Source organism: Kurthia sp. Dielmo, from assembly GCF_000307285.2.
GTDB classification, from domain to species: domain Bacteria; phylum Bacillota; class Bacilli; order Bacillales_A; family Planococcaceae; genus Kurthia; species Kurthia populi.
This window is the reverse complement of the sequence record NZ_CAEP01000216.1, coordinates 1-370: the sequence shown is the minus strand read 5'-3', so window position 1 is coordinate 370 and position 370 is coordinate 1. Positions and strand designations below refer to the sequence as shown.

Genomic DNA, 370 nt, shown 5'->3' with positions numbered 1-370 from the left:
TTTTTTTGAATAAACTGTCAACAGAATTGATTCGTCACTATGACGTCATCTGTCTTGAAGACTTAAACACAAAAGGCATGTTGAAAAATCATAAGTTAGCGAAAGCGATCAGTGATGTGTCATGGTCTTCTTTTGTACAAAAACTGATGTATAAGGCGAAATGGTTCGGTAGAAAAATTGTTGAAATCGACAGATTTTTCCCATCGAGCCAACTTTGTCATGCCTGTGGTCATCGAGATGGCAAGAAAACATTGGATATTCGTGAGTGGACTTGTCCATCTTGTGATACGACACTAGACCGAGATATTAATGCAAGTAAGAATATCTTAATCGAAGGGTTAAGACTTTTAAAGCAACAACCGTAGGAACG

General features: G+C 37.6%; 1 protein-coding gene. It reads left to right on the top strand.

The window, feature by feature from the left end:
• Positions 1–365 (top strand): RNA-guided endonuclease TnpB family protein (locus tag KTHG_RS00325; protein WP_139991814.1); only part of this gene is annotated, 365 nt, incomplete at its 5' end.
• Positions 366–370: the final 5 nt, after the last annotated feature.